Origin of the sequence: Amycolatopsis echigonensis, assembly GCF_014174495.1 — a bacterium.
In the GTDB taxonomy this organism is placed as follows: domain Bacteria; phylum Actinomycetota; class Actinomycetes; order Mycobacteriales; family Pseudonocardiaceae; genus Amycolatopsis; species Amycolatopsis echigonensis.
Genome location: NZ_JACJHR010000002.1, coordinates 217,852 through 237,179, shown reverse-complemented (window position 1 = coordinate 237,179; position 19,328 = coordinate 217,852). Strand labels below are relative to the sequence as shown.

At 68.9% G+C, this 19,328-nt stretch carries 23 protein-coding genes; 11 read left to right on the top strand and 12 right to left on the bottom strand.

The genetic code is table 11. The annotated features are described in order from the left end of the window. The first annotated feature begins 8 nt into the window (after window positions 1-8). Window positions 9-1,415, top strand: coding sequence for an amidase (locus tag H5411_RS02685; protein ID WP_183122842.1), 1,407 nt, complete (start codon window positions 9-11; stop codon window positions 1,413-1,415). Here H5411_RS02685 and H5411_RS02680 read toward each other — a convergent pair. The 3 genes from H5411_RS02680 to H5411_RS02670 are packed head-to-tail and all read right to left on the bottom strand — an operon-like array spanning window position 1,412 to window position 4,699. Continuing rightward, on the bottom strand, window positions 1,412-3,790 hold the full coding sequence (locus H5411_RS02680; RefSeq protein ID WP_183122841.1) for an ATP-binding cassette domain-containing protein: 2,379 nt from the start codon (window positions 3,788-3,790) through the stop codon (window positions 1,412-1,414). The two genes, H5411_RS02685 and H5411_RS02680, sit on opposite strands and share 4 nt — an antisense overlap. Window positions 3,791-3,834: 44 nt before the next feature. Further along, complete coding sequence (locus H5411_RS02675; protein ID WP_183122840.1) at window positions 3,835-4,245, bottom strand: VOC family protein; 411 nt, start codon at window positions 4,243-4,245, stop codon at window positions 3,835-3,837. A 10-nt stretch (window positions 4,246-4,255) separates the two neighbouring features. Continuing rightward, entirely contained in the window at window positions 4,256-4,699 is a 444-nt protein-coding gene (locus H5411_RS02670; RefSeq protein WP_009085513.1) for a helix-turn-helix transcriptional regulator, read from the bottom strand. Window positions 4,700-4,806: 107 nt separating this feature from the next. On the opposite strand from H5411_RS02670, the gene H5411_RS02665 reads away from it, so the two are divergent. Then, window positions 4,807-5,691, top strand: coding sequence for a hypothetical protein (locus H5411_RS02665; RefSeq protein WP_183122839.1), 885 nt, complete (start codon window positions 4,807-4,809; stop codon window positions 5,689-5,691). Here the strand turns inward: H5411_RS02665 and H5411_RS02660 are convergent. Both H5411_RS02660 and H5411_RS02655 read right to left on the bottom strand, forming a co-directional pair. Next, entirely contained in the window at window positions 5,688-6,326 is a 639-nt protein-coding gene (locus H5411_RS02660) for a pyridoxine/pyridoxamine 5'-phosphate oxidase (protein WP_183122838.1), read from the bottom strand. The genes H5411_RS02665 and H5411_RS02660 overlap by 4 nt on opposite strands. A gap of 1 nt (window position 6,327) precedes the next feature. Next, window positions 6,328-7,002 (bottom strand): hypothetical protein, encoded by a 675-nt coding sequence (locus tag H5411_RS02655; protein ID WP_101440925.1) that lies wholly within the window; start codon window positions 7,000-7,002, stop codon window positions 6,328-6,330. Window positions 7,003-7,097: 95 nt separating this feature from the next. Here H5411_RS02655 and H5411_RS02650 point away from each other — a divergent pair, with 95 nt between their 5' ends. Beyond that, window positions 7,098-7,628 carry a DUF2020 domain-containing protein gene (locus H5411_RS02650; RefSeq protein ID WP_101436688.1) on the top strand — a complete coding sequence of 177 codons (531 nt, stop codon included), beginning with the start codon at window positions 7,098-7,100 and terminating at the stop codon, window positions 7,626-7,628. A gap of 141 nt (window positions 7,629-7,769) precedes the next feature. Further along, window positions 7,770-8,222, top strand: a complete 453-nt coding sequence (locus H5411_RS02645; RefSeq protein ID WP_101436687.1) for a DUF6918 family protein — start codon at window positions 7,770-7,772, stop codon at window positions 8,220-8,222. Window positions 8,223-8,285: 63 nt separating this feature from the next. On the opposite strand, the gene H5411_RS02640 is transcribed toward H5411_RS02645, so the two are convergent. Further along, complete coding sequence (locus H5411_RS02640) at window positions 8,286-8,918, bottom strand: hypothetical protein (protein WP_183122837.1); 633 nt, start codon at window positions 8,916-8,918, stop codon at window positions 8,286-8,288. Between the two features lie 205 nt (window positions 8,919-9,123). Between H5411_RS02640 and H5411_RS02635 the strand changes: the two genes are divergently transcribed. Both H5411_RS02635 and H5411_RS02630 read left to right on the top strand, forming a co-directional pair. Then, on the top strand, window positions 9,124-9,648 hold the full coding sequence (locus H5411_RS02635) for a peptidylprolyl isomerase (protein WP_183122836.1): 525 nt from the start codon (window positions 9,124-9,126) through the stop codon (window positions 9,646-9,648). A 43-nt stretch (window positions 9,649-9,691) separates the two neighbouring features. Beyond that, window positions 9,692-10,654: a rhomboid family intramembrane serine protease gene (locus H5411_RS02630; protein ID WP_101436686.1), complete on the top strand. Its 963-nt coding sequence runs from the start codon at window positions 9,692-9,694 to the stop codon at window positions 10,652-10,654. On the opposite strand, the gene H5411_RS02625 is transcribed toward H5411_RS02630, so the two are convergent. Both H5411_RS02625 and crgA read right to left on the bottom strand, forming a co-directional pair. Continuing rightward, window positions 10,640-11,020 (bottom strand): PH domain-containing protein, encoded by a 381-nt coding sequence (locus H5411_RS02625; protein ID WP_312877402.1) that lies wholly within the window; start codon window positions 11,018-11,020, stop codon window positions 10,640-10,642. The two genes, H5411_RS02630 and H5411_RS02625, sit on opposite strands and share 15 nt — an antisense overlap. 133 nt (window positions 11,021-11,153) lie before the next feature. After that, the gene (gene crgA, locus H5411_RS02620) at window positions 11,154-11,420 is read right to left on the bottom strand and encodes a cell division protein CrgA (protein ID WP_101436684.1); all 267 of its coding nucleotides are present in this window, start codon (window positions 11,418-11,420) and stop codon (window positions 11,154-11,156) included. Between the two features lie 625 nt (window positions 11,421-12,045). Between crgA and H5411_RS02615 the strand changes: the two genes are divergently transcribed. Genes H5411_RS02615 through H5411_RS02605 form a run of 3 tightly spaced genes read left to right on the top strand, consistent with a single transcriptional unit; the run spans window position 12,046 to window position 14,122 of the window. Next, window positions 12,046-12,999, top strand: a complete 954-nt coding sequence (locus H5411_RS02615) for a class E sortase (RefSeq protein ID WP_208637369.1) — start codon at window positions 12,046-12,048, stop codon at window positions 12,997-12,999. Continuing rightward, window positions 12,999-13,157, top strand: a complete 159-nt coding sequence (locus H5411_RS02610; protein WP_009085537.1) for a hypothetical protein — start codon at window positions 12,999-13,001, stop codon at window positions 13,155-13,157. Before H5411_RS02615 ends, H5411_RS02610 begins: the two co-directional genes overlap by 1 nt. Next, complete coding sequence (locus tag H5411_RS02605) at window positions 13,127-14,122, top strand: LLM class flavin-dependent oxidoreductase (RefSeq protein WP_312877401.1); 996 nt, start codon at window positions 13,127-13,129, stop codon at window positions 14,120-14,122. Before H5411_RS02610 ends, H5411_RS02605 begins: the two co-directional genes overlap by 31 nt. Before the next feature lie 64 nt (window positions 14,123-14,186). On the opposite strand, the gene H5411_RS02600 is transcribed toward H5411_RS02605, so the two are convergent. The 3 genes from H5411_RS02600 to H5411_RS02590 form a co-directional block, all read right to left on the bottom strand. Further along, window positions 14,187-14,573 carry an SCO5389 family protein gene (locus H5411_RS02600; RefSeq protein ID WP_043831500.1) on the bottom strand — a complete coding sequence of 129 codons (387 nt, stop codon included), beginning with the start codon at window positions 14,571-14,573 and terminating at the stop codon, window positions 14,187-14,189. A 92-nt stretch (window positions 14,574-14,665) separates the two neighbouring features. Continuing rightward, window positions 14,666-15,391: an ABC transporter permease gene (locus H5411_RS02595; protein ID WP_101436682.1), complete on the bottom strand. Its 726-nt coding sequence runs from the start codon at window positions 15,389-15,391 to the stop codon at window positions 14,666-14,668. A gap of 11 nt (window positions 15,392-15,402) precedes the next feature. Beyond that, a complete protein-coding gene (locus H5411_RS02590) occupies window positions 15,403-16,113 on the bottom strand; it encodes an ABC transporter ATP-binding protein (RefSeq protein WP_183122835.1) in 711 nt (236 codons plus the stop codon). Window positions 16,114-16,279: 166 nt separating this feature from the next. On the opposite strand from H5411_RS02590, the gene H5411_RS02585 reads away from it, so the two are divergent. Then, a complete protein-coding gene (locus H5411_RS02585; protein ID WP_183122834.1) occupies window positions 16,280-18,082 on the top strand; it encodes a sensor histidine kinase in 1,803 nt (600 codons plus the stop codon). Continuing rightward, entirely contained in the window at window positions 18,022-18,678 is a 657-nt protein-coding gene (locus H5411_RS02580; RefSeq protein WP_183122833.1) for a response regulator, read from the top strand. The genes H5411_RS02585 and H5411_RS02580 overlap by 61 nt, the downstream gene beginning before the upstream one ends. Here H5411_RS02580 and H5411_RS02575 read toward each other — a convergent pair. Continuing rightward, a complete protein-coding gene (locus H5411_RS02575; RefSeq protein ID WP_312877399.1) occupies window positions 18,675-19,271 on the bottom strand; it encodes a TetR/AcrR family transcriptional regulator in 597 nt (198 codons plus the stop codon). The genes H5411_RS02580 and H5411_RS02575 overlap by 4 nt on opposite strands. Window positions 19,272-19,328: the final 57 nt, after the last annotated feature.

Here is a 19,328-nt window from a genome sequence, read left to right as displayed (position 1 = left end):
GATCCGTCATGGTCAATCCGTTCAGCTCCGCCGTCGAAGTCGCCGCCGCTGTCCGCGCGAAGAAGGTGAGTCCGGTCGAGGTCGCCGACCGCTATCTCGGCCGCATCGCCGAGCTGGATCCGAAGTTCAACGCCTTCTGTTTCCGCGCCGACGACGAGGTCCGCGCCGCGGCGAAAGCCGCCGAGGACGCTGTGGTGCGGTCCGCGCCGGAGGAACTGCCGCCGTTCCACGGGGTCCCGTTGCCAATCAAGGACCTCGTCCACGTCAAAGGCTGGCCGACCACGTACGGCTCGCTGGCCACCGACCGTTCCCCGCAGCCGAAATCCGACCCGATCGTGCAGCGGTTCACCGACGCGGGCTTCCTCCCGCTCGGCAAGACCACGACCTCGGAGTTCGGCGCGGTGCCGTTCACCGAAAGCGAGGCACAGGGCATCTCGCGCAACCCGTGGGACCCGGACCGCACGCCCGGCGGTTCGTCCAGCGGTGCCGGGATTTCCGTCATCGCCGGAATGGCTCCGGTCGCGCACGCGGAGGACGGCGGCGGATCGATCCGCATCCCGGCGTCGTGCACCGGTCTCGTCGGGCTGAAGCCGACCCGCGGTCTGGTCACGAACGCGGTGGTGGAGGTCGAAGGGTTCGCGACCAGCGGCGTCGTCAGCCGGACGTTGGCCGACACCGCCGCCGTGCTGGACGTCCTCACCCGGCATGACCCGGGCGCGTGGTGGTCACAGCCGACTCCCACCCGGTCGCTCGCCGACGCCCTGGACACGGAATCGCCGACCGGCCTGCGGATCGGCGTCCTCACCACCTCGCTGATCGACGGCATCCCCGTCGACCCGGCGTGCCTGGCCGCGGTCGACAAAACCCTCCGCGCGCTCGAAGAAGCCGGACACCAGATTGTCGATAAATCGCTTCCGCTGCCGATGTCCGACGAGCTGATCTCGACGTTCATGAACGTCTGGAACGTCGCCAGCGCGGGCGTCCCGCTGGTCGACCCGGAGCGCGTCGAACCGCACAACCGATCCCAGCGCGAAGCCGCGAAGTCGGTCGATTCGTGGACCTACGCGGAGAGCGTGCACAAGACCCAGGTGCTGTCGCGGCGCATCGTCGAAGCCTTCACCGCCAGCTTCGACCTGCTGGTCACGCCGACCATGGCGTGCCTCCCGCCGAAGATCGGCGCGTGGCGAGCGGGCGGAAACCCGATGGCGGCCGCGTACCCGATGGGCGTCTTCACATCGCTGTTCAACGTGACCGGCCAGCCGGCGATCTCCCTCCCGCTGCACCACGACGAGGCGAGTGGCCTGCCGGTCGGCGTCCAGCTGGTGGCCGCGCCGTGGCGGGAAGACCTGTTGCTGCAGGTCTCCCGCACCCTCGAGCAGGCGCTGCCCTGGGCGGACCGGCGACCGCTCGACTAACCGACGTAGGCGGCCAGGTGCTTCCCGGTCAGCGTCCGCTTCTTCTTCACCAGCTCGGCGGGCGTGCCCTCGAAGACCACCTGGCCGCCGTCGTGCCCCGCACCGGGGCCGAGGTCGATGATCCAGTCGGCGTGCGCCATCACGGCCTGGTGGTGCTCGATGACGATCACCGACTTGCCCGAGTCGACCAGGTGGTCCAGCAGGCCGAGCAGCTGTTCCACGTCGGCGAGGTGCAGGCCGGTGGTCGGCTCGTCGAGGATGTACACGCCGCCGCCTCCGCCCATGTGCGTGGCCAGCTTCAGCCGTTGCCGCTCGCCGCCGGACAGGGTGGTCAGCGGCTGGCCGAGGGTCAGGTAGCCGAGGCCGACCTGCTCCATCCGCTCGAGAATCCGGTGCGCGGCCGGGGTTTTCGCGTCGCCTTCGGCGAAGAACGCGGCGGCCTGGGCGACCGACATCGCGAGCACCTCGCTGATGTCCCGTCCGCCGAAGCGGTACTCCAGGACCGAGGCGTCGAACCGCTTGCCCTCGCAGACCTCGCAGGTCGTGGCCACCCCGGCCATCATTCCGAGGTCGGTGTAGATGACGCCGTTGCCGTTGCAGTTCGGGCACGCGCCCTCGGAGTTGGCGCTGAACAGCGCGGGCTTCACGTTGTTGGCCTTGGCGAAGGCCTTGCGGATCGGTTCGAGCAGCCCGGTGTAGGTCGCCGGATTGCTCCGCCGCGACCCGCGGATCGGGGCCTGGTCCACCGACACCACGTCATCGGATTCCCGGATCGACCCGTGGATCAGCGAGCTCTTGCCGGACCCGGCGACCCCGGTGATCACGCACAGCACGCCGAGCGGGATGTCGACGTCCACGTCCTGCAGGTTGTGCGTGTTCGCGCCGCGGATTTCCAGCACGCCCGTGCGCTCCCGCACCGACGGCTTCAGCGCGGCGCGATCGTCCAAATGCTTGCCGGTCAACGTCTTGCTCGCGCGGAGACCGTCCACAGTGCCCTCGAAACATACCGTGCCGCCGTTCGTGCCCGCGCCCGGACCGAGGTCGACCACGTGGTCGGCGATCGCGATCGCCTCCGGTTTGTGCTCCACCACGAGGACGGTGTTTCCCTTGTCCCGCAAGCGGAGCAGCAGGCCGTTCATCCGCTGGATGTCGTGCGGGTGCAGGCCGGTGGTGGGTTCGTCGAAGACGTACGTGACATCGGTGAGCGACGATCCGAGGTGCCGGACCATCTTCACGCGCTGCGCTTCGCCGCCGGACAGCGTGCCCGCGGGCCGGTCCAGCGACAGGTAGCCGAGCCCGATCTCCACGAATGATTCGAGCGTCTCGTGCAGCGATTTCAGCAGCGGCGCGACCGACGGTTCGGACAGTTTCCCGACCCATTCGGCGAGGTCGCTGATCTGCATCGCGCACACGTCGGCGATGCTCATCCCGTCGATCTTGGACGACCGCGCGAGTTCGCTCAGCCGGGTTCCGTCGCATTCCGGGCACGTCGCGAACGTGACCGCGCGGTCCACGAACGCGCGGATGTGCGGCTGCATCGCCTCGACGTCCTTGGACAGATACGACTTCTGGATCCTCAGCACCAGACCCTCGTAGGTCATGTTGATGCCTTCGATCTTCATCCGCGTCGGTTCCTTGTACAGGAAGTCCCGCAGCTCGCGCTTCGTGTACTTGCGGATCGGCTTGTCCGGATCGACCAGTCCGGATCCGGCGTAGAGCCGGTAGTTCCAGCCGCCCGGGGTGTAGCCGGGAATGGTCAGTGCGCCCTCGGAAAGCGACTTCGAGTCGTCGTACAGCTGAGAAAGGTCGATGTCGTTGATCGAACCGCGGCCTTCGCAGCGCGGGCACATGCCGCCGGTGACGCTGAAACTGCGCCGCTCCTTGACCTGCTTCCCGGCGCGCTGCACGGTCACCGCGCCCGCGCCGCTGATCGAGGCGACGTTGAACGAGAACGCCTGCGACGACCCGATGTGCGGCGTGCCGAGCCTGCTGAACAGGATCCGCAGCATCGCGTTGGCGTCGGTCGCGGTGCCGACCGTCGAGCGCGGATCGGCCCCCATCCGCTGCTGGTCGACGATGATCGCGGTGGTCAGCCCGTCGAGCACGTCGACCTCGGGACGGGCCAGCGTCGGCATGAAACCCTGCACGAAACTGCTGTAGGTCTCGTTGATCAGCCGCTGCGATTCGGCCGCGATCGTGCTGAACACCAGCGAGCTCTTGCCCGAGCCGGACACCCCGGTGAACACCGTCAGCCGGCGCTTCGGGAGTTCGACGCTGACGTCCTTGAGGTTGTTCACGCGGGCGCCCTGCACGCGGATCAGGTCATGGCTGTCGGCGGCGTGCTCCGGCGCGGGCTTCCCCTTGGCCTTGGTCATCGTCTCTCCCTGTTTCTTTCCCCAGAGGTCCGGCTCGGACGTCTTCAGCTCGTCTGCTGGATGCGGATCAGGTTCCCGGCCGGGTCGCGGAAGGAGCAGTCGCGGACGCCGTAGGGCTGGTCGGTGGGCTCCTGCACGACCTCGGCGTCGCTGGCCTGCAACCGGTTGAACGTCGCGTCGACGTCCTTGGTCGCCAGGTTCAGCGCGGCGTAGGTGCCCTTGGCCATCATCTCGGTGATCATCCGGCGTTCGTCGTCGGTGATGCCGGGGAACGCGGCGACCGGCTGCAGCACGAGCGAGGTGTCCGGCTGTCCGGGCGGCCCGACGGTAAGCCAGGCCATGTCGCCGTACTTGACGTTGTTCCGCACCTCCCAGCCGAGGACGTCGCGGTAGAAGGTCAGCGTCGCTTCCGGATCGGTGTGCGGGAGGAAGCTCGCGTGAATGGTCAGGTCCATGCCGGTCACACTATGTGCGCGCCGAGCGGGGTGCTTCTCGATTCCTGATCGGTCGGGTGACCTGTTTCGCGACGCACGGAGCCATGCCCTCGGTCGCGCCGGTCTCCTCCTGGCGGTAGACGCTCGGCGGCTTCCCGACCAGCTCGGTGAAGCGCGTGCTGAACGTCCCCAGCGACGAGAACCCGACCTCGAAACACACCTCGGTGACGCTCAGGTCGCCTCGGCGCAGCAACGCCATCGCGCGTTCGATGCGACGGGTCATCAGATACGAGTACGGCGACTCTCCGTAAGCGGCGCGGAACTGCCGGCTCAGGTGCCCGGCGGAGACGTTGACGCTCCGCGCGAGCGCCTCGACGTCCAGGGGACGCGCGTACTCGCGGTCGATCCGGTCGCGCACCCGGCGCAACCGGGCGAGATCGGCCAAGCGCTGCGCGTCGTCCGGTTTGCTGGTCACTCCGGAATCGTGCCACGACGATCGCCCCAGCCCCAGAGATCCGCTCGTTCGGGCTGGTGGCCGATTCGTTCAAGAACGCCGCGCGGCGCCCGTGCGACGGTGTCCGGGTGACTGTGAACTTGGAGGCCGTCGCCCCGTTCCTCGCCGGGCACGGCCGGTTGCTGGACCAGCGGCGGTTCGAGCTGCTGCACGGAAACGGGCGGGCGGAGGAGGTGCTCGCGGCGGTCGCGGCCTATCGGAATCCGGACGGCGGCTACGGCTGGGGCCTGGAGCCGGATCTGCGCGCGCCGGAAAGCCAGCCGGGCGGTGCGCTGCACGCGTTCGAGGTGTTCGCCGACGTCGCGCCGGTGACCACGCCGCACGCGGTGCGGTTGTGCGACTGGCTGGAGTCGGTGTCCTTCCCGGACGGCGGACTGCCGTTCGCGTTCCCGGTCGCCGACCCGACCGCCTGCGCTCCCTTTTGGACCGGAGCCGACCCGACGGTGTTCTCCTTGCAGAGCACCGCGTTCGTGACGTCGGCGGCGTGGCGGGTCGCCGAACACGACCCGGCGGTCGCGGCGCATCCGTGGCTCGCGCGGGCGACCGAGACGTGCCTGCGGGCGATCCAGGACATCGAGGAGATGCCGCACGCCATCGAGCTGAGCTTCGCGATCCACCTGCTCGACGCCGCGTACGACCGGTATCCGGAAGCCGAGGAACTCCTGACGAAGCTGGGGAAGTTCTTGCCGGAGAGCGGAATCGTCCCGGTACAGGGCGGGTCCGAGGGCGAGGCGCTGCGTCCGCTGGACTTCAGTCCGGTTCCGGGTCCGTCGCGGCGGCTGTTCACCGCGGAGGCGATCGAAGCGGACCTGACCCGGCTGGAACAGGGCCAGCAGCCCGACGGCGGCTGGACGGTCGACTTCGCCAGCTTCTCCCCGGCGGCCGCGCTGGAATGGCGCGGCTACGCCACCGTCGGGGCGATCTCCAAGCTGCGCGCCAACTCCCGGCTCTAGGGCCAGAGGCGTTCGCGGACCCAGCCTGAGGGTTCGCGGCGGTAGCGGACCCGGAGGTGCTGCCGGTCGTGCGAAGCCTGCCAGAACTCCACCGATTCCGGCTGGATCAGGTAGCGCGTCCACGTTTCCGGTGCCACGTCCGGGTTTTCCGCTACCCAATCCGCGGCCGCCTCGGCGGCTTCGGCGAGCTTCGCCGGATCGGACAGCACCTCCGACTGATGCCCGACGTACGCCTCCGCGCGCGACGCCGGCGGCCGGTCGAGAAAGTCGGCGGCGGATACCTCGGGCGCGGCCGGAACCACCAGACCGCGCACGCGCACCTGCCGTCCGCGACCGGGCCAGAAGAAGGTCAAAGCGGCGCGTGGGTTCGCCGCCAGCTGCTGGCCCTTCGGGCTTTCCGAGCTGGTCGCGACCGCCCAGCCGTCCTCGTCGACGTTCTTCAGGATCACCACGCGAGCGTCCGGCGCTCCGTCCGCGTCCACTGTGGACAGAGTGACGGCATGCGGAGCCAGTACGTGCTCGCCCGCTTCGGTGAGCCAGGCGAGGAACAGTTCCTCCGGCGTTTCCGGAGTGTGGTCCGGATCGAATTCGGGAAGCTGTTCGGGAAACGACTGCCAGCCGCGCAACGAAACCATGTCACCGACCGTACGGCGGTTGCCCCGGCGGCGGGTAGTGCGGCGGCTGCGGCCCGGCCGGACCCGCGGCGGGCGGGGGAGACGTCTGCGGCATCGGCCCGGACGGAATCTGCCCGGGGAACCCGCCGGGACCGGACTGCGGGGGCTGACCGTAGGCGGCCTGCTGCTGCGCTTGCCATTGCACCTGCTGGAAAGCCTCGCCCGGCTGAGGGAAACAGAACGTCAGCTTCGCGTTGATCGCGCCGTGCATCGCCGCGCCCCACAGCTTGCCGCCGGTGAACGCGTAGGTCATGCCCGCGTACGGATCCACCGCGACCATCCGGGTTTCGCCGCCGAACTGGTTGCTCGTCTTCGCGCTCGCCAGCTGCGCGGCGTCCTGGTGCACGCGTCCGACCAGCCCGCAGATCACCACCGACGCGGCGGTCCAGCCGATCGTGCCCTGCACGTTGGCGCGGGCGTGCTGGGTGGCCATGCCGGTGAACTGGTGCAGCGTCGCCGCGTCGACCTCCGGATAAGCCCCGGCCACGACGCAGTAGTTCATCGTGGACAACATGATCGACTCGGTGAACAGGCCGACCGCGGCGGTCACCGGTCCGATCTGGACGGTGTTGAGCCTGCCGCCGGTGCGCACCACGCGTTCGGCGACGACCTGCAGGTACTGCTCGGGCGTGAGCACGTCCGCGACCTCCCCGGGCTGAGCGGAATCCGCGGTCATCGTCGCACGCGCCGCCTTCGCACGGACTTCACCGGGCATGGTTGACTGTGCCCGCCATGCGCCGACTTCTCGTTCTCGCCCCAGCCCTGGTCCTGCTCGCCGGCTGCCACCCGTCGAGCCCGGCGAAGGAGACCCCGTCGTCTTCGGCGCCGGCGAGTTCCGCGTCGGCCTCCGCGGGGCTGCCGCCCGATCCGCAGCCCGTGCGCACCGCGGAGTGTCCGTACCTGTCGAACGAGACAGTGCAGGACGCGAACGGACAGCACGTCACCAAGGTGAGCGTGTCCGACGACGAGCCGCATCCGGCGTGCTTCTTCTACCGCCCGGACGGCAGCCTTCAGCTGACCGTGCGCGTGTACGTGGGCAAGAGCGACGTCGCGACCGCACTGGTCAACAAGGCCGCGCCGGTGGACACCTCGAACCCGGCGTCGGATCCGGCGGGATGGAAGGGCGGCTACCAGCCGTCCGGCGACGGAGTGGTCTATGCCGTGGCCAAGGGTGACGCCGCGGTCATCGTAACGAGCAACCAGAAGCAGAGCATCAAAGCACGCACAGTGGCGAAAAAGGCTATCGCTGCCCTGAAGCTCTGAGTAATGGGCTCCGCACGGGTGAGTGAAGTTGATCTTGTATTACTCTAAGCAGCACGCGCGGTCCCCCCAACACTCGCGCGCCGGGTGCCCGTCCGGCACCGAATACTTGGTTACCCCCTTATCGACGACAAGGACAGATTCGTGGCTGACACCCTCAAGGAAATCCTGCTTGACTCGAGCCGTCGCCCCAGCGTGGTCACCGACTTCGCGGAGCTCGTGGACGCCGAGGTCGCCGACAAGGGCGGGGTCTCCGGCGCGGTCGTGAAGACCGGCTTCGCCGCCGTCAAGAAGATCAAGCCGGGCATCATCCCGTCCGCGATCGACAGCCTGCTGGACGACTTCTCCGCCGCCCTCGAGCCGTTCTACGGCGACTTCCGCGCCCAGGGCGGCAACGACTTCGGCGCCTACCTGAGCGGCCGCTCGGACGAGGCGGCGGACGCGCTGCTCGGGGTCACCGACAGCCGCGCCGAGCGCAGCAGCCGCGACAGCATCAAGAAGGTCTACTCGAAGCTGCGCCCGAACGGCAAGAAGAACGTCGAGGAGGCGCTGCCGCGTCTCGGCCAGCTGATCGACAAGCACGCCGCCGCTGCCTGAACCGGCTGAGCGACCTACGAAAAAGGGCCCCGGGACGCGCTCCCGGGGCCCTTTTTCGTACGTTCAGTTCTTTTTCTCGGCGGGCGACGGGCTCGGCGCCTTGCCGTTCGTCTTCGGCTCGCCCGGCTTGGCGTCCGCCGCGTCCTTGGCCTCCGCGGCCGGCTTCGCGGGCGGGGCAGCCGGGGTGGCCTTCGGCGGAGCCGGGGCGACCGGCGGCTCCTGCTGCCGCGACTTCAGCGCGACGGCGGCGCCGACCGCGACCGCGCCGAGACCCAGGATCCACGGCCAGCGGCGACGCTTGCGAGCGCCCTTGGCGGCGGTCTTCGCCTCCTCCAGCGCGGCGCGGAACTCCTTCTTCGCGGCCTTGAAGTCCTTCTTGCCGCGGCGCTTCGACTCGCCGGCCGACGCGGCGGCCTTGATCGCGGCCTTCTTGGCCTTGCGGCCCGGCTTCTTCATCTCGGCGAGGCGGGCGAGTGCTTCCTTGCGCGCCGCGGCGGAGCTCTTCTTCAGCTCCTTGCGGGTCAGCTCCGTCTTCTTCGCCAGCTCGCGCTGGGCCCGGCGGCTCCGCTTCCCCAGCTCCTCCGCGCCGGCCTCGGCGGCCTTCGCGCCCGCCTTGCCCGCCTCGACGACCAGCTTCCGCAGGTCCGTCGAGCCGGACTTGACCGACTCGCCGACCGATTCCACGGCCCGGGTCATGGTCTTCACCTCATCAATCGTTGTGAAACAGATCTGTTGCTTGACATCATCCTGCCCTTTTTCCGCTCGCACCGCTGCGGCTTCCCGCTGCGGGCGTCGCGGAAACCTCGGGAAAGTGTCTTCTTCCTGGGCCCGCGTCCGGCGCGACGGGCCGGGACGGCCCCCTGAACCCCCCATTTGTGCGAAGGGGTGGCACGATGGCGGCGTGACTGAAAGCGCCCGAAAGGCCACCCTGCACACCAACCAGGGTGACATCCACGTGAACCTGCTGCCCGACCACGCGCCGAAGACCGTGGCGAACTTCGTGGGGCTGGCCACCGGCTCCAAGGAGTACACCCAGCCGAACGCGAAGGGCGGCAACTCCGGTCCGTTCTACGACGGCTCGATCTTCCACCGGGTCATTGACGGCTTCATGATCCAGGGCGGTGACCCCACGGGCACCGGCCGCGGCGGCCCCGGCTACAAGTTCGGCGACGAGTTCCACCCGGAGCTGCAGTTCTCCAAGCCGTACCTGCTGGCCATGGCGAACGCCGGGCCGGGCACCAACGGCTCGCAGTTCTTCATCACCGTCGCGCCGACCTCGCACCTGAACTTCCGGCACACGATCTTCGGCGAGGTGGCGGACCAGGAGTCCCGCAACGTCGTCGACGCCATCGCGACGACCGCGACCGGACTGGCGGACCGTCCGCTGTCCGACGTGGTCATCGAGAAGATCACCGTCGAAGACTGACGCGCCGCAGGCAGGGATGGGGTTTCGGTAGGTTGGAGTCATCGTGAGCCAACCGCCGAACCCGTCCGCGCCGTCCCTTCCCGGTTGCTGGTGGCATCCGAACCGCCCGACCGGTCTCAGCTGTGCCCGCTGCGGGCGTCCGGCCTGCCCGGACTGCCTGCGCGAAGCCCCGGTGGGGTTCCAGTGCACGGACTGCGTGCAGACCGGGGCGCACCAGCAGAAACAACAGCAACGGCAGTATCGCGACGCCGGAATGGGCTCCCGCACGATCGCCGGGGCCCGGCCGTCGAACTCTCCCGTCGTCACCGCGACGCTGATCGCGGTGAACGTGGTGGTCTTCCTGATCACCGTCGTCCAGGCGAAGAGCCTGTTCAACAACCAAGTAGCCCCCGTCGAGCAGGCGGGCGTTCTCTGGCCGTCGGCCGCGCTCGGCGGCGGCGAGTTGTGGCGGATCTTCACCTCCGGTTTCCTGCACTACGGGCCCATTCACATCGCGGCGAACATGTTCTCGCTGTGGATGATGGGCCGTGCTCTGGAGCAGGTCTTCGGCAAGGTCCGGTACTTGGCGCTCTACTTCGTGTCGATGCTCGGCGCTTCCACCGCGGTGCTGCTCTTCCAGGACATCAACGGGGCCACCGCAGGTGCGTCCGGAGCGATCTTCGGGCTGCTCGGCAGCTACGCGGTCATCGTGCTGAAGCTTCGGCTGAACCCCTCCGCGCTGCTCGTCAACCTGGCGATCAACGCCTACGTCACCTTCGCCATCCCCGGCATCTCGATCTGGGCGCACGCGGGCGGCCTCATCACCGGGGCACTGGTGACGGCCGCGATGCTCTACGCCCCCGCTCGGAATCTGGTCCGGTGGCAGGCGATCGGCACGGTCATCGTCGCGGTCGCGCTCGCCGGGGTGATCGGCTGGCGGGCCACCCAGCTCCCGACGGTGTCGTGCGGTTTCCACCAATCCCAGGGCCAGGCCTATTACGGCTGCGGGACGTCACGCTCCAGCTGACCGGGCCCGCAGCTCGGTAAGCACGTCCAGCACGTCGCGAGGATCCTCGCCGAGGTCGGTCTGCCCGAAGATGAACAGCTCGTCGTCGTGCTCCAGCTCGAGCGTCACGCCGTCGCGGCCGAGGCGGCGCGTGCTGCGCAGCCGAACCGTCGTGCCTGTCCAGGGGAGCCGGTGGGCGCCGTTGAGCGTGCGAGCCCGCAACCCGTCCAGATCCGCGGACAGCCGCGGCCGCACCACCGTCCAGTGGACCGCGAACGCGCCGACGGCCAGCGTCGCGAGGCCGGTGAGCAGCGCGCCCTTGCCGTCGCCGAAGAACCCGTCCAGGACCGTTCCGACCAGCAGCAACGTGGTCAGGCCCCACGCCACTGCCACGAGGCTTCGGCGCGGGGCCCAGGAGACCTGGTGGTTATCCACAGGGGTTATCCACACTGGGGATGAGTCACACCGGTGTGATTCGGTGTCAATCGGCCGTCCGGAGCAAAGCCGAACCGGCGGATGGTCAGCGCCACCGCATCGTCATCAGCAGGCCGGCGATCATCGCGGCGAATCCGATCGCGAAATTCCAGTTTCCGAGCTGGCTGAGGAACGAAACCTTGTCGCCCGCGATGTAGTTCACGACCAGCCACACCAGCCCGAGGAGCATGAGGCCGAACATGACGATCTTGTAGAACAGGTTCGACGGTCCCGCGGCCTGGACCTTCACCGGGGTGCGGCGGTCGACAGGCGGGGTGTACGCGGTCTTTTTGCGGACCTTCGACTTCGGCATCGTTTCCTCGCGTGCTCTCGGGCATTCCTGGTGGCGGCATCCTGGACGAGGTCCCGCTGTCGGGGTGCGCAACCAGCGCCACGTGCACACGTTAACGTAAAGGACGGCTCCGCAGCACCGGGCGGGAGCGGTCGGGTTTCTCAGACTGTGACAATAGCGCCACCTGGAGTGCCGAGGGGGACTCCGGCCGGGCGCGGGAGGAGCTTGCGTGACGCCGCAAGATTGGCCGGGCGAGGACGACCGCCGCCCCGGCACGGGACCTGACCGCCCGGTCCGCCGCCAGCCACCGCCGCCGCGAAGGCAGTCCGGGGACACCCCGCCGCGGCGAAGAGTGGCCGGGGACCCGGGCCGGAGATCACCCGAACAGCGCACGCCGATCGACCGGGACGGACCGCGCGGCGAAAACCGGCCGGCGCAGGGACGAGCGGGCGAAGGCAGGCCCCGCGAGGAGGACCCCCGCGGCGGTGATTTCGGCAGTCCTGCTGCACCCCGCCGAGCCGCTGAGGACGCCCCGCGCGGCGAAGGAAGCCCGCGCCGTACCGGGGAATTCCGGGCCCAGACCGGGGATCCGGCTCGCCGTCCGCGTGGCGGAGAGTCCCGCCCTCTGCCGGAAGAAGGCCGTCAAATGCCTCGCCGGGTGGGCGCCGCGGCCCCGGATCCGTCGCGGCGGCGGATGACCGGCCCGGAGTACGTCGAGCAGCCGACCGAGGTGTTCTCCGCGGTCGCGGTCGCCGACAAGGACGACAAGAAGGCCAAAAAGACCCCGCCGCCGCTGGGCAAGGGCGGGCTCGCGATCCGCACCGCGGGCGAAATCTTCATCACGCTCGGCGTGATCGTGCTGCTGTTCATGGTCTACGAGGTGTGGGTCACCGACCTGTTCTCCGCGGAGAAGCAGCACACCGCGAGCGACCAGCTCGACGGCGACTGGTCGAAGGACCGCACGCTGCACCCCGAGCTGATCGACGGCAAGGCGTTCGCACGCATCCACATCCCGTCGTTCGGCGCGGACTTCAACTTCACCATCCAGGAAGGCACCGGCGAGGATTCGCTGGCGGTCGGTCCCGGCCACTACAAGGGCACCGCGCTGCCGGGCGAACCGGGCAACTTCGGCATCGCCGGACACCGCGTCGGCAAGGGCGCGCCGTTCAACGACCTGGACAACCTGAGTTCCTGCGACCAGATCGTGATCGAAACGCACACCGATTTCTTCATCTACCAGGTGCTGCCCTACGACGACGAGATCAAGGGCTGGAGCAGCGGCAAGGGTGCGCAGCCGGAGTGCAAGGGCGTGTCGACGCTGCGCGACCCGAGCATCCCCGGCGGCGGACCGTACGACGAGACGTTCGGCCGCAAGGTCGTCCAGCCGAGCCAGGGCGACGCGGTGAACCCGGTGCCGTACAAGCCGGCTGACATTCTGCCGAAGGCGCAGCAGGCTTCGCTGCTCACGCTCACCACGTGCCACCCGCAGTTCTCCGCGAAGGAGCGGCTGATCATCACCTCCGTGCTGACCCGCCAGGTGCCGAAGACGCAGGTGCCGGATTACACGACGTTGCTGAAGAAGATCGGAGTCGCGTCCTGATGTACGGCTGGCTCTGGCGGCATCTGCCCGGTCCGTTCGCGGTGAAGTTCGTGATCGCGCTCGTGCTGGTGCTGGGAATCGTGGCGTTGCTGATGTTCGTGGTGTTCCCGTGGCTGGACCCGCTGCTGTGGTTCAACAACGTGTCGGTGAACAACTGAGGTTCGGCGCCTTCCTGGTCTCGGGCCGCTTCCCGGGCCAGGACGACGCCGCGGTACTGCGGCGCACAGTCCGCGCCGCCCGCGCCGCCGAGGCCGCCGGTTTCGACGACGTGTGGCTGGCCGAGCACCACTTCATGCCGTATGGGGTGTGTCCGTCGGCCATCACGCTCGCCGCGCATGTGCTCGGCCAAACGTCGCGAATCAGCGTGGGCACGGCGGTGAGCGTGTTGTCCACGACGCATCCGGTGGCGCTGGCTGAGCAGTGGTCCATGCTCGACGCGGTCTCCGACGGGCGCCTGCGATTGGGTGTCGGCAGGGGTGGGCCGTGGCAGGACTTGGAGGTGTTCGGCACCGGATTGGCGCGCTACGACACGGGTTTCGCCGAGTCGCTGGATCTTCTGCTGACCGCCGCCACCGGCAAAGTCTCGGCTAGCGGCGACCAGTTTTCCTTCCGCGAGGTTTCGCTGCGCCCTGCTCCGCAACGTCCCCCGGAAGTCGTGGTGGCATGCGGCGGGCCGGCTTCTTCCTCAGTCCGGTTGGCCGCGGAACGTGAGTTGCCGTTGTTGCTGGGCCTGCACGCGGACGATTCCGAGAAGTCCGCGACCGTTGCCGCTTACGGCAAACCGGCGGCCCATGTGTCGACCGTGCTGTGCCAGGTCGGCGACGATGCGCGGGAGGTGGTGCGCCGCGCTTTGCCGGGGTGGCTGGCGGACGGCTTAGCCGCCCATGTGCCGGTGGACGACCGACCGGGTCCGGCTCGGGATCCTGGGGAATACACGGAAAAGCTGTGCGCGATCCATCCGGTCGGGCCGGTGGAGTATTGCGTCGAGACCTTGCGGACGAGCCTCCGGCGCACCGGGGTGTCCCACGTGATCATGTTCGTGGAAGCGTCCGGCACGCCGGAGGGCACGATGGCGAATATCGCGCGGATTGGTGCTGAGGTGCTGCCCGCGCTGCGGGATTAGCCGGGCGTTGGGACTCGCGCCTTCTCATCTCGCGGGTTCGAACGTTTTACCGGGGACTCGATGGTCAGCAGTCCCGCAGTTCAGGGCTCTGGTTCAGCAACTGCCCCCGCGGCGAGACGAACGCCCGGTACCGATCTCCGTCGGTGTCCCGGAACACGGCTACCCGGTGGCAGTTCTGGAACGCCAGCTTCACTCCGAAATGCCGCTCCAGCCCGCCCCGGATCGCGTCCGAGGCCAGTGCCCGCAGCAGCTGACCGCGGGCGGTCTCGTCCGGCGGCGGGGTTTCGTTGTCCGCGAATCCGTCCGCGGCGGTGTCTGCTTCCGCGATCACTCCGGTGATGACCTCCCACGCGTACGGCAGCGATTCCCGCACGCAGGCCACGAACTCGGCGTCGGAGACCTCCCCGCGTTCGGCCTTTTCCAGCAGCGCGGGCGATACGTCCAAGGACAAGACAACCTCCATGGTCAGCGGTACCCCTCAGGGCTACCGGCCCGCCGGGCCCGGCCACAAGAGAAAACGAGTTTCATCACCACTTTGGTGGATCACTCCCACCGGAACAGCCGCACGGCGAGCGCCGTTCCGCCCAGCGCGAAGGCGGCCAAGGCGGCGAACTGCAGCGGCTGTCCGCCGTTGCCGACCCAGGCGTCTTGGAGCGACTGGGTGCCTGGTGGCACGTAAGCGCCGATTTTCTGCAGCACCGGGGGCAGCAGCGGCCGTGGCAGGTAGACGCCGCCGAGGAACATGACGGGAAAGAAGGCGATCATCGCCAGTCCGCCGGCGGCTTTGCCCGTGCGGGCGAGGGACGCGGCGATCAAGCCGAGCGCGAAGATCGAAACCAGGCCGAGCAGCAGGGCCAGCAGGAAGAGCCCGGGGTGTCGCGGAATCGGCACGTCGAAGGCGATTTTGGCGGTGACGAGCATCAGCGCCACGCCGGCCAGTGCGACGGCGGCGTGGATGAGCACTTGGGCGAGCAGAAGATACGCGGGCGGCACCGGCGTGGTGGCGAGACGGCGAAGGATGCCTTGCTCGCGATAGGTCGCGACGGCGGCTGGGATCACCTGCAGGCCCAGCATCGCCAGTGCGATGACCACCAGCGACGGAACCCATAAGTCGACAAATCGGTATCCGCTGGTCACGGGGCTCGGCTCCCGCATTCCGGGGATCGAGCCGACGCCCAGCAAAACCGCGGTCGGCAGGAAGACGCCCAGGACCGCCCACAGCGGCGTGCGCAGGAAGAGTTTTGCTTCGGTCATCAGCAAAGTACGCATCGGAAATTCCTTCAGTTGCGCGAGGTGAGGGCGACGAACGCGTCTTGCAGATTGGGCTGTCCGGTATCGGCGAGCAGTTCTGCGGGAGTGCCGGTGGCGACGACTCGGCCCTGGTCAAGCAGCACGAGGCGATCGCACAGCCGTTGCGCCTCGTCCATGAAGTGGGTGACCAGCACGATCGTCACGCCGGAAGCGCGCACGTTCTCGACCAGCTGCCAGGTTTCCTGCCGGGCATGCGGGTCCAGGCCGGTGGTCAGCTCGTCGAGAATGGCGACCTCGGGGTTGCCGACCAGGGCGAGTGCGATCGACAGCCGCTGCCGCAGACCTCCGGAGAGCTTGCCGAAGGCGACGTCGCGGTGGGTATCCAGACCGAGTTGGGTCAGCAGCCCGTCGGTGTCGGCTGGGTTCGGGTAGAAGGACGCGAACAGTGCGAGCGCCTCGCGGACCCGCAGTTTCTCCGGCAGCCGTGCGTCCTGCAGCTGGGTGCCGACGCGTCTGCGCAGTTCGGCGGCATCGCGTGCTGGATCCAGGCCCAGCACGGAAATCATGCCGGAATCCGGTGAACGCAGACCCTGGAGACATTCGACCGTGGTGGTCTTCCCGGCTCCATTCGTGCCGAGAACGCCGAAAATCTCGCCGCGTTCGACGGAGAACGAGACGCCGTCGACCACGACCCGGCCCGCGTAGGCCTTGCGGAGTTCGGAAACTTCGATGAGTCGCATGCGAACGACGCTAGAAGCGCGCGCGGTCCGGCAGAATGAGCCGGAAACCCCGGTTGAGGTGGGATTTTGCGGGCAGTGGGGTGGGGCTAGGGCCACCTCGGTCCGGGAGCTGGGGCCAGGGCGCGGGAAGACCGGGGCGGCGAGACTGGGCCGGAGAGGGGGTGCCATGACGTCGGTGCGGCGTGCGTGGGCCCTCGCCGGGCTCGCAGTGGTGAGCTGGGTGGACGTCCTGCTCGAACTCATCGCGTTCGCGCTGTTGTGCGTCGGCCTGGTGCTGTTCTTCTCGCCGGTGGTCGAACTCGCCCGCATTCGGTCGCGGCGCACCCGGGAGCTGGTCGGTCAGTGGACTGGTCGGGAGATTCCCAGCCCGTACCGGCCTGCCCCGCCGGAGCCGCAACGCGAGCGCGACGGCTGGTACCGCGACGGCACCCAGCTGTACCGGCGCGCGTGGTGGATCCGCTGGAATCGACGTTTCACGTGGATCATGGAGGATCCGGCGACCGGCCGGGAGTTCGGCTGGCAGCTGCTGAACCCGCTGGTCGCGCTGGTTTTCGCGGGGCTTTCGCTGGTCTCGGGTCCAGTAGCGCTGCGCGGGTACGCCCGGTGGACCGCGTACTGGCTCGGCCCGCGCGCGCCGCGGGGGAAGAGCTGGCCCCACCGCCGGCTCGAGACGCTCGGGCACCAGCTCGGCCTGTGGGCGATCTCTTTGGCGCAGCTGGGCATGACGGTCGCCCAGCTCATCGTGTTGTTCGGGGCGGTACCGGTGTTCCCGACCGTCACGCGGGCCAGCCGCGCGGTCGCCGACACCTTCCGCCGCGAAGCGGAGCGCTGGACCGGCGTGCGGATCGCGCAGCCGTACGTCCCGCCGCCCGCACTGCCGATACCGCGCGGCGACGGCCTGTACCAGTTCGGCAAGCAGTTGTACGAGGAACCGTGGTGGCCGATGCGGCGCGCCCGGCTCCGCTGGATGCTCCGCGATCGTGCCACTTGGCGAGACATGGCGGCCGGAGTGGTGCTTCCGGTGGTGACGCCGGTGCTGTGGGTGCCGTCGGCGGCGCTGGTTTTCTGGGGGACGTACGGACTGGTCGCCTTGTGGATCGGGGCTGGTCATGGGTGGTTCGAGATGGTCGGGCTGCCTGCGGTGACGAGCACTGGCGGCGCGTTCGCGATGACGCCGGTGACGTTGGCGGCGGTGTTCCTGGGGCTGCTGCCGACGCGGTGGTCGGTCAGGGCGCAGGCGAAACTCGGCCGATGGCTGCTTGGCCCGACCGAGGCGTCCCGGCTGGCGCAGCGGGTGCACCGGCTCGACCAAAACCGGGTCGAGGTCACCGTCGCGCAGGCCGCTGAGCTGCGCAGGATCGAGCGCGACCTGCACGACGGCATCCAGTCGCGGCTGGTCGCGATGGGGATGAAGCTCGGCGCGGTGGAAGCGTTGATCGACCACGACCCGGACAAGGCGAAACAGCTGGCCGCCGAGTTGCGGGAAGCGTCGTCGGAGGCGCTCACCGAGCTGCGGTCGCTGGTGCGCGGCATCCATCCGCCGGTGTTGTCGGAGCGCGGGCTGGTCGACGCGGTGCGCGCGGCGGCGCTGGACAGTCCGTTGAAAGTCGAGGTCACGGCGTCAGTGCCGGGTCGGCTCGAACAGCCGGCGGAGGCTTGCGCGTACTTCGCGGTGTGCGAATTGCTCGGCAACGCGGCAAAACACGGCGAGGCCCGGCGCGCGACGGTGGCCCTGGAGTACCTCGACGGGGTGCTGCGCGCGATCGTGACCGACGACGGCAAGGGCGGGGCGGACGCCGCGCGGGGGACGGGTTTGCGCGGAATCGAGCGGAGACTGTCCGGATTCGCCGGTAGGTTGGCGCTGACCAGCCCGCCGGGCGGCCCGACGGAGGCGATCGTGGAGGTGCCGTGCCAGCTCGACCCCGGACCGTCGTCGCCGAAGACCAGTACCTCCTCCGAGACGGCCTGACCCACCTGCTCGCCGCACACGGTTTCGACGTCGTCGCGGCCGTCGGCTCCGGGCCCGAACTCGCCGCCGCGCTCCGCGAACACCGACCCGATGTGTCCATTGTGGACGTACGGATGCCGCCGACCAACACCGACGAGGGGCTCCAGGTCGCGCTCGCCGCCCGCCGGGAGAACCCCGGGCTGCCGATTCTCGTGCTGTCGCAACACGTCGAGCAGCTGTACGCGCGCGAACTCCTCGCGGACGGCACCGGCGCGATCGGCTATCTGCTGAAGGATCGGGTGTTCAACGCGGAGCAGTTCATCGACGCGGTTCGCCGGGTCGCCGCGGGCGGGACCGCGATGGACCCCGAAGTGATCGCAAAACTGGTAGCTGGCAACGCTTCGGACCCGTTGGCGGCTTTGACACCCCGGGAACGCGAGGTGCTCGGCTTGATGGCGGAAGGCTGCTCGAACGCCGCGATCGCCGGCCGGTTGCACTTCAGCGAAGGCGCGGTCGGCAAACACACCGCGAATATCTTCGCCAAGCTCGGGATTTCCGCGTCGGACGACACGAATCGCCGGGTGCTCGCGGTCCTGAAGTTCCTCGGCTCAAGTTAAGCGCGGAACGGCACTCGCACCGCGGGCGGCAGCGGTGCGGCAGCCGGGTGGGCACGGAACGACTGGAGCAGCAACGCCGTGAACCGCCGCACCGCCGCGACTCGCGCGGAAGCGGGTTCCATCTGGATGCCCTCGTTGGCGACCAACGCCAGCACGAGGTCCTCCAGCACGAAATCCGGGCGCAGATCGCCGGTTTCCTTCGCTCGGCGGATGAGTTCGAGCAGCATCCGCAGCGTCCGGGCGCGGTCGGCGACGAAATCGAGCTTGCGCGGCAGTTGGGCGACGAACGCGCGGAACCCCTGCTCACGCGCGTGCACCTCGGTGAGCTTCTCCAGCACCAGCACGAATCCCCGCCACGGATCAGCCGCCGCCAGGCCCTCCTCGACGATCGACGAGCACAACGCCAGCTCCTCGGCGAACGCTTCGGCGATCAACGCCTCTTTGGTCGGAAAATGCCGGTAAATCGTCGCGACGCTCACCTCGGCCTTCCGTGCGATTTCCCGCATCGGCACGCCGTATCCGCGGACGGTGAAAGCCACCCGGGCCGCGGCGAGAATGCGCACCCGGTTGTGCTCGGCGTCGGTCCGTCTCACTTCGGCCTTCCCCTCTCTCACTTCCGGCTGTCCCGCTGACCTGCTGGAATACCTTCG

Excerpts from the sequence above, each read along its gene's own strand:
- crgA (WP_101436684.1), bottom strand. The coding sequence starts at position 11,420 with ATGCCGAAGTCGAAGGTCCGCAAAAAGACCGCGTACACCCCGCCTGTC.
- H5411_RS02595 (WP_101436682.1), bottom strand. The coding sequence starts at position 15,391 with ATGCGTACTTTGCTGATGACCGAAGCAAAACTCTTCCTGCGCACGCCG.
- H5411_RS02675 (WP_183122840.1), bottom strand. The coding sequence starts at position 4,245 with ATGGACCTGACCATTCACGCGAGCTTCCTCCCGCACACCGATCCGGAA.
- H5411_RS02650 (WP_101436688.1), top strand. The coding sequence starts at position 7,098 with ATGCGCCGACTTCTCGTTCTCGCCCCAGCCCTGGTCCTGCTCGCCGGC.
- H5411_RS02590 (WP_183122835.1), bottom strand. The coding sequence starts at position 16,113 with ATGCGACTCATCGAAGTTTCCGAACTCCGCAAGGCCTACGCGGGCCGG.
- H5411_RS02610 (WP_009085537.1), top strand. The coding sequence starts at position 12,999 with ATGTACGGCTGGCTCTGGCGGCATCTGCCCGGTCCGTTCGCGGTGAAG.
- H5411_RS02680 (WP_183122841.1), bottom strand. The coding sequence starts at position 3,790 with ATGACCAAGGCCAAGGGGAAGCCCGCGCCGGAGCACGCCGCCGACAGC.
- H5411_RS02640 (WP_183122837.1), bottom strand. The coding sequence starts at position 8,918 with ATGACCCGGGCCGTGGAATCGGTCGGCGAGTCGGTCAAGTCCGGCTCG.
- H5411_RS02685 (WP_183122842.1), top strand. The coding sequence starts at position 9 with ATGGTCAATCCGTTCAGCTCCGCCGTCGAAGTCGCCGCCGCTGTCCGC.
- H5411_RS02660 (WP_183122838.1), bottom strand. The coding sequence starts at position 6,326 with ATGGTTTCGTTGCGCGGCTGGCAGTCGTTTCCCGAACAGCTTCCCGAA.
- H5411_RS02585 (WP_183122834.1), top strand. The coding sequence starts at position 16,280 with ATGACGTCGGTGCGGCGTGCGTGGGCCCTCGCCGGGCTCGCAGTGGTG.
- H5411_RS02615 (WP_208637369.1), top strand. The coding sequence starts at position 12,046 with ATGCCTCGCCGGGTGGGCGCCGCGGCCCCGGATCCGTCGCGGCGGCGG.